7 protein-coding genes are annotated in these 7,662 nt (G+C 68.7%); 5 read left to right on the forward strand and 2 right to left on the reverse strand.

Annotated features, from left to right (window positions below; all coding sequences use genetic code 11):
- The first annotated feature begins 502 nt into the window (after nt 1–502).
- From AOK15_RS30020 to AOK15_RS30040, 5 genes are all read left to right on the forward strand, one after another.
- On the forward strand, nt 503–2,140 hold the full coding sequence (locus AOK15_RS30020) for a sensor histidine kinase (protein WP_055521479.1): 1,638 nt from the start codon (nt 503–505) through the stop codon (nt 2,138–2,140).
- Nucleotides 2,137–2,544 (forward strand): roadblock/LC7 domain-containing protein, encoded by a 408-nt coding sequence (locus AOK15_RS30025; protein ID WP_055521480.1) that lies wholly within the window; start codon nt 2,137–2,139, stop codon nt 2,542–2,544. Before AOK15_RS30020 ends, AOK15_RS30025 begins: the two co-directional genes overlap by 4 nt.
- Complete coding sequence (locus AOK15_RS30030; protein WP_055521481.1) at nt 2,541–2,951, forward strand: DUF742 domain-containing protein; 411 nt, start codon at nt 2,541–2,543, stop codon at nt 2,949–2,951. Before AOK15_RS30025 ends, AOK15_RS30030 begins: the two co-directional genes overlap by 4 nt.
- Nucleotides 2,932–3,552 (forward strand): GTP-binding protein, encoded by a 621-nt coding sequence (locus AOK15_RS30035; protein WP_055521482.1) that lies wholly within the window; start codon nt 2,932–2,934, stop codon nt 3,550–3,552. The genes AOK15_RS30030 and AOK15_RS30035 overlap by 20 nt, the downstream gene beginning before the upstream one ends.
- Nucleotides 3,553–3,702: 150 nt before the next feature.
- The gene (locus AOK15_RS30040) at nt 3,703–5,178 is read left to right on the forward strand and encodes a cytochrome P450 (RefSeq protein ID WP_205632260.1); all 1,476 of its coding nucleotides are present in this window, start codon (nt 3,703–3,705) and stop codon (nt 5,176–5,178) included.
- Nucleotides 5,179–5,202: 24 nt separating this feature from the next.
- Here the strand turns inward: AOK15_RS30040 and AOK15_RS30045 are convergent, their stop codons facing one another.
- The gene (locus tag AOK15_RS30045) at nt 5,203–6,144 is read right to left on the reverse strand and encodes an RluA family pseudouridine synthase (protein WP_055521483.1); all 942 of its coding nucleotides are present in this window, start codon (nt 6,142–6,144) and stop codon (nt 5,203–5,205) included.
- A 54-nt stretch (nt 6,145–6,198) separates the two neighbouring features.
- Nucleotides 6,199–7,599: a hypothetical protein gene (locus AOK15_RS30050; RefSeq protein ID WP_055521485.1), complete on the reverse strand. Its 1,401-nt coding sequence runs from the start codon at nt 7,597–7,599 to the stop codon at nt 6,199–6,201.
- Between the last annotated feature and the right edge of the window lie 63 nt (nt 7,600–7,662).

Below are 7,662 nucleotides of genomic sequence, written 5' to 3' on the forward strand. Positions count from 1 at the left end.
CGACGATCCGCAGCGCAGCGTTCGCCGAGGCTACGGCGGACGCTGCGCTGCGGATCGTCGGCGTCTGAGGTCTGGCGTCTGAGGTCTGAAGCGTGACGCCTCGGGTGTGCAGTCTCGGCTGGCCGTACGTCCGACCCCCAGGAACCAGCTCTGGCTTCCCCCGGCCCCCGCATGCCCGCGCCTTCGTACATCCGCGCCTTCGCACGTCCGCGCCTTCGTACGCCCATGCATCGTGACGCTGTGCGTTCGAGTCGCGCCTCAGCGTGTAAACGACCAGAGCGTACTCCTGTCGTGAGGGTGATTTCAGGCGGTTGCTGAATATGACACAGCGATGATCCGGTCGGACTAAGCTCGCCCGCAGCGCACCGAGTTGAGGTGTATTCGTGCGCTTGTTCCAAAAATTACCGAAGATCCAGTTTGATTCGCGGATGAACCCCCAGCTAGTCCCAGAAGTCCCAGCAAGTCCCCCGACCTCCAGTCGATTTGTCGTTAGAGGGCATACATGGTGAGTGTTCAATCGCCTCCCGGTGGCCGTGACCTCCCCCACGGGCGCGTACTACTGCTGCCGGCGATACTGATGGCCGCGGCGACCGGCACCACCGTCGCCCTGGTGACAGGGCCGGTCCGGCTCGCCGTCGGCTTGTCCGGAGCCGTCGCGACACTGCTGCTGATCGCGGTCGCGGTCGCGGCCGTGCGCGCCACCCGCCGCTCCGTGCGCGAACTGCGCGCCGAACAGGAACGGCGGACCCTCTCCCTGGAGCAGCGGATCGCCGCCCACGACCAGGAGTTCACCAGGCTGGGCAAGGAGATCCTGCCCGCCGTGCTGTACCGGCTGCGCGGTGGAGAATCCCCCTCGGAGGTGATTCGCCACGTCATCGACGGTGACGCGGAGTGGCGGGAACTCCCCAAGTCGCAGCGCGACTTGCTGCGCGCGGTGCTCGACATCGTGGACCGCGAGGAAGCGATGCGCGACTCCTCGCAGCGTTCCTTCGTCAACATCGCCCGCCGCGTCCAGGCGATCGTCCACCAGCAGAACAAGGAACTCCGAGAGATGGAGGAGGACCACGGGCGCAACCCCGAGGTCTTCGACGACCTGCTGCGCATCGACCACGGCACCGCGCTGATCGGCCGCCTCGCCGACTCCATCGCCGTCCTCGGCGGCAGCCGCCCGGGCCGTGTCTGGCCCAAGCCGGTCCCGCTGTACAGCTGTCTGCGCGGCGCGATGTCCCGCATCCTGGAGTACCGCCGCATCGAACTGCACTCCATCGCCAAGGTCAACGTCAACGGCGTCTCCGTCGAACCCGTCATCCACGCCTGCGCCGAACTCCTCGACAACGCGACCCGCTATTCCCCGCCGCACACCAAGGTGCACGTCACCGCCGTCGAGGTGCAGACCGGCGTCGCCATCGAGATCGAGGACGGCGGCATCAGCCTCAGCGAGGAGGCGCGGGCCAAGGTCGAGGACATGCTGGCGAAGGCGCAGCAGGGCATGGACATGTACGACCTGGGCGGCAGCCCGCGTCTCGGTCTCGCCGTCGTGGGTCGGCTGTCGACGATGTACAAGATGCAGGTCTCGCTGCGGCCGTCCGCCTACGGCGGCGTCCGAGCAGTAGTCGTCGTACCTCGCGACATGCTCACCGAGGAGGCCGCCCCGGGTCTCGCCCACGGCATCGGTATCGGCGCTGTACCCACCATGGACACCGGCGGTGTCGAAGGTCCCAACCGCAAGCCGAAGCGTCGTCGTCCGACCACCGGTCCGCGGATCCCGAGCTCCGCGGAGGAGATGGGACCGGGCGTGGAGGACGACGTGCCCGTCGTCACCGAGTGGACCACCAACGGCCTGCCGCAGCGCCGCAGCCGGAACAAGATCCCGCTCAGCCAGCGCTACGCCGAGGCCGCCGCCGCGGAAGCCGCGGCAGAGGCGGCGATGGCCGCCGCCCCGGTGTGGCAGCCGGAGCCGGAGCCGAAGAAGGAGCTGCCCCCGCCGGGTATGTGGGTGGAGGCGTTCATGGCCGGGCTCAAGGGCGACCCCGACCCGAACGCATTCAGGAACCCGGACGACTCGACCACGTCCACCGCTCTCACCGCGAACACCGAGCCGGCCCGTACGGAGGCCGACGACGAGGGGGACCTCAAGTGATCCAGCAACGAGCCAACTTCGACTGGATGCTGAAGGATCTGGCCGACGGAGTACCCGGCATCCAGCAGATCGTCGTGCTGTCCGCCGACGGCCTGCGGATCGCCCGCCACGGAGGAGACCCGGACGCCGCCGACAGGGTCGCGGCCGCCTGCGCGGGACTGCAGAGCCTCGCCGGGGCCGTTGCGGGGGAGATCCCGCAGAGCGACGGTCACATGCGGATGGTCATCATCGAGATCAACGGCGGCTACTTCTATCTGATGGCCGCCGGTTCCAACGCCTACCTCGCGGTGCTCGCCAATGAGATCGCGGAGCCCGGCCTGATGAGCAACCGCATGCGGGACCTCGTGGACCGGATCGGCGCCCATCTGACCACTCCGCCCCGTCGGAACGGGCAGACCGTATGACGCCTCCGCAGCGCCAGCGGCGCCAACCCGAACATGAGCCGTCTCGCCCGTTTCACGAGGACGAGCTTCCGAGCACGACGGGGGAGCGCCCCCCCGAGCGCCTCTACATCCTCACGGGAGAGGACGGTGAACGCGCCCCGATCGACCTCGTCACGTTGATCGTCGCGCGCGCCGATCCACCGCCGTCTGCCGCTCCGGAGCAGTCGGCGCTGATCCGGATCTGCCAGGCACCCCTGTCCGTGGCCGAGATCTCGGCCTATCTCAACCTGCCGATCAGCGTGGTGACCGTCCTGCTCACCGAGCTGTTGACGGCCGAACTGGTTCAGGCGCGCGCACCCGTCGTTCGACAGGCGCGGGCCGACCGTTCCCTCCTCGAAGCGGTGATGCATGGACTTCAAAAGCTCTGACACCATCACGGGTCCACGGACCGAGGACCACCTGCCGCACACCGCGCAAGCCGCGGCGAAGATCGTGATCGTGGGCGGTTTTGGGGTCGGCAAGACGACCATGGTGGGCTCCGTCAGCGAGATCAGGCCGCTGACGACCGAGGAGACCATGACCCAGGCCGGCATCGGAGTCGACGACAACTTCGGCTCCAAGTCCAAGACCGCCACCACCGTGGCCATGGACTTCGGGCGCATCAGCATCACGGACCAGCTGGTGCTCTACCTGTTCGGCACCCCCGGCCAGGAGCGCTTCTGGTTCCTGTGGAACGGTCTGTTCGAGGGCGCCCTCGGCGCCGTCGTCCTCGTGGACACCCGCAGGCTGGAGGTCAGCTTCGACGTCATGGGCCGTCTGGAGGAGCGCAATGTGCCCTTCGTGGTCGCCGTCAACGACTTCCCGGACGCCCCCCGTTACGCGATCGAGGAACTGCGCCAGGCGCTCGACCTGGCCGAGGAGATCCCGATCATCAGGTGTGACGCGCGCCGCCGCGCGTCCAGCCGGGACGTCCTGATGACCCTCATGCGTTTCCTGCACTCCCTGGCGATGTCGGGAGCGTCGGCCTGAGCCGGGCACCCCTCCAAGTCGTCGTACCACGGCTGCTCTGAGCCGCCCGCCGCACCTGTCCCGACCGGGAGCCGTGTCGTCCCGCACGGTGTCCCCTCTCGGTCTCATCGCCCTCCATGCCGGATCCGTTTCCGTTCGAAAGCGATCGTTGTGACGCCTGAATCCCACTCTCTGACCGACACGGACGACCTCTCGGCCGCGCCGCCCCCACGCTGCCCCGCGCACGACCTCGGCCCCGGTGGCCTGCGCCGGCTCTACGGCCCCGGAGCGGAAGACCTGGGAGCCGTGTACGAGAAGCTCCGCGCCGAACACGGCCCGGTGGCGCCCGCTCTTCTCCACGGGGACCTACCGATCTGGGTGGTGCTCGGCCACAGCGAGAACATGCACCTGGTGAGCACCCCCTCCCACTTCTGCCGCGACACCCGCCTGTGGACCCCTATGCAGGACGGCACGGCCAAGCCGGACAACCCGCTCATGCCCCACCTCGCCTGGCAGCCCGTGTGCTCGCACGCCGAAGGCGACGAGCACCTGCGGCTTCGCGGCGCGGTCAGCGGCGCCATGTCGACCATCGACTACCGGGCGATCCGCCGCCACATCAACCGTGCGACCCAGCACCTGGTCAACAAGTTCTGCGAAGAAGGCAGAGCCGACCTGGTCAGCCAGTTCGCGGAGCGCCTGCCCATGGTGGTCATGTGCGAGATCTTCGGCATGCCCGAGGAGTACAACGACCGGCTCGTGGAGGCCGCCCGGGACCTGCCGAAGGGTACCGAGACAGCCCTCGCCAGCAACGCGTACATCATGGACGTCCTGATGCGGCTCACCGCCCGACGTCGGGCCGAGCCCAAGGACGACTTCACCAGCCACCTCATCAGCCATCCGGCGCGGCTCACCGACGAGGAGGTCGCCCAGCACCTGCGGCTCGTCCTGATCGTCGCCTCCGAGAGCTGCGCCAACCTGCTCGCCAACGTGCTGCGCGTCGTGCTCACCGACCCCGGCTTCCGGGCCCAGCTCAACGGCGGCCAAATGACCGTGCCCGAGGCGGTGGAACAGACCCTGTGGGACGAACCGCCCTTCAGTACCGTCATCGCCTACTTCGCCAAGCAGGACACCGAGCTGGCCGGCCAGCGCATCCGCCAAGGCGACGGCCTGCTCCTCGGGATCGCCCCCGGCAACGTCGATCCGCGGGTGCGCCCCGACCTCAAGGCCAACATGCAGGGCAACCGCTCCCATCTCGCCTTCAGCGGCGGCCCTCACGAATGCCCCGGCCAGGACATCGGCCGCGCCATCGCCGACGTCGGTGTGGACGCGCTGCTGAACCGGGTGCCGGACATCCAGCTGTCCTGCGACGAGCACGAACTGCGCTGGCGGGAGACCATCTCGAACCGGCATCTGGTCGAACTGCCGGTGAAGTTCGAGCCGGGACCCCAGCAGGAGGTCGTTCTCAGCTCCCAAGCCGAGTCGGTCCCGTCCCAGCGCACCGGATCCAGGACCGCCGCCGAGCAGCCTCGGCCCATGGCTCCGGAGCCCGTCGACACACCCGGCACACCCCTGTCGACGCCAGCATCGGAACAGGCCGGCCGTAAGGGTGTGTTGCACCGTTTCCTACGCTGGCTCGGAGGCAAGTGAGGCGCCCCTCGGGCGCCACGGTCGTTACTCCTCGGCCTTTTCGTTCGAGGACCAGGCTCCCAGCTCACGGCTGCTGACGAACCGGTGCTCGCGTCCGGTGACCGGGTCGGTGAACTCCAGCTCTCGCGCCAGCAGTTGCAGAGGATGCCGGAAATCACCGACCGCCACGGGCTCGGTCACCACGGGATAGAGGGGGTCGCCGAGGATAGGCAGCCCCAATGCGCTCATGTGAACGCGCAGTTGATGCGTCTGCCCGGTACGCGGCAGCAGCCGGTACCGGGCCACGCCCTTCCGCTCCGCCAGCAACTCGATCCGGGTCTCGGCGTTGGGTTCGCCGTCGACCTCCTGAGCTGCCATGTGGCCGCGCGACTTCACGATCCGGCTCCGCACGGTGCGTGGCAGATCCACCGTCGTGTCGTACGGAGCCACCGCCTCGTACACCTTCTGCACCCGCCGGTCGCGGAACAGCGACTGGTACGCGCCGCGCTCCTCGGGGCGCACCGTGAACAGGACCAGCCCCGCCGTCAGCCGGTCCAGGCGGTGGGCCGCACTCAGTGCCGGTATTCCCAGCTGCCGTCTGAGTCGCGCCAGGGCCGTCTCGGCGACATGGCTGCCGCGCGGCGTGGTGGCCAGGAAATGAGGTTTGTCGGCCACCACCACGTGCTCGTCCCGGTACACGACGTCGACCGGGAACGGCACCCGCTCCTCGTCCGGCAGCTCCCGATGGAACCAGACGAACATCCCGGGCACGTACGCCGTGTCCGGCGGCACCGGGCGCCCGTCGGCGTCCACGATCAGACCCGCGTCGAGCATCCCGTCGATCACGCCGGCCCCGGCCGCGAGCCGCTCCACGAGATGGTCGCGCACCGTTGCCCATGCGTCCCCAGCCGGAAGCCGGAGCCGTACCGGATCCACTCCTTCGCGCTGGGGCAGGGGAGAGGGCGGTGGCGGGGTGCGGCGTCTCATCGGGATCAAGCCTACGACCTCGCTCCGAGACGCCGCCGCGCACGCCGGACCCCGTCAGGGAATCACTTCCGCTCCGTTCCGCCCGGCGAACAGCGAGCTGCCGCTCCGTACGGCAGACGCACAGGCGAGAGCGAGTCGCTGGAGCTCCGCCACGTCGAAATGCGCGTCCCAGCGGCCGTGCAGCCAGCCGCGGACGATGGTCGAGCTGTCGGCGTAGAGCCTGTCCAGTTCGGGGCCGACGTCGACCTGACCGGCCTGCTCCACGCAGGTGCATTCGGCCCGCGAGAAGTAGTCGGCCAGCCGGGGCGCGTACGTCCACTCCACGCTCGGGCGAAGCTTCTTGCTCACCGTGGTCCGGGTGCCGTCGTGCATGCGTTCTCGGCCCCCGCGTGCGTAGAGGCAGGTACCCACAACGAAGCCGGCGACGACGCGCTGCCACTGCTCGCCCCCGACGGCGCAGGTGTGGCTCAGACAGACCTCCAGGATGTCCCAGAGCTGCTCCCGTTCCGACAACCGCAGCCCGAGGTTGTTGCGGTTGCCGTTGTCGGTGTCGCGCCCCTGATCGATCAGGTCGTGGGCCAGAACGGCCACCATCGTGGTCTCATCGGCGATCTCCCGGTATCGGCCCGAGAGGTCGTCCTGGACGGTGTAGATGTGCACGCCTATGTCAGCGCCCCTGATACGGATGTACTCCTCGGTCGTGAAGAGATAGGGCAGTTGGAGGATCCCGGTCAGGTTGTCGAGGAACTGGACCGACCCGCACTCCGCCTGGGCGGCGACCACGAGTTCGCCCTCTTCCCCATGCGCCTGGACACATTCCCGGGATGCGGCTATCGCCTCCCGGGCGAGGCGCCCGATCTCCCGTTCGTGCGGCACCGTTCCCGCGTAGTATTCGCTGACCCCCGCCAGGACGCCCCACAGGAAAGTGGTCCTGGCCTCGAGAGTGCTGCTCGACTCGGGGGCGGTGCACAGCGCGGTGAAGAGACCGGACATCTCCATGGCGAACGAGTAGGAGGGCGTGCCGCCCACAGCCCTTCGGCACCACTCCTGGGCCCGGTCGACCAGCAGTTCCTCCCGTACCCCGACCGCCGGCGGCCCCGACGGTGTCCGCATCAGCCGGTCACAGGCGGCGGCCAGAAGCCCTCCTGTGTCCCTGCCGAGCAGAGCCTGCCAGTTCGCCTGCCATTGCTCACGACGTAGCAGGGCGCGTACCGCCCAAAGATCGGGGGACCGAACCGCGTCCAAGGTCGTGCTGGGCGCCCGCAACGCGGAGCGACTGGCATTGGCGGCCCTGGCCTCGATCGCATGGCAGAGCATTTGGGACAGGGCGACGGCATCGGGGTCGGACAGGAGCCACGTGACCGAGTTGCGCCACTCCGCGAACTCGTAGATCGGCGCAGCCCGGCGAGGAAGCCCGTGGCTCACCGTGGTCATCAGACTCGGCAGCTCAACCACTGGCTGCTCCCTCCTCATGTGGTCTGCCTCCTCTTGCGCCCTCCCGCGACCGGCAGCCCATGG

The sequence above is a fragment of the Streptomyces ossamyceticus genome, from assembly GCF_001418475.1.
Taxonomy (GTDB): Bacteria; Actinomycetota; Actinomycetes; order Streptomycetales; family Streptomycetaceae; genus Streptomyces; species Streptomyces ossamyceticus.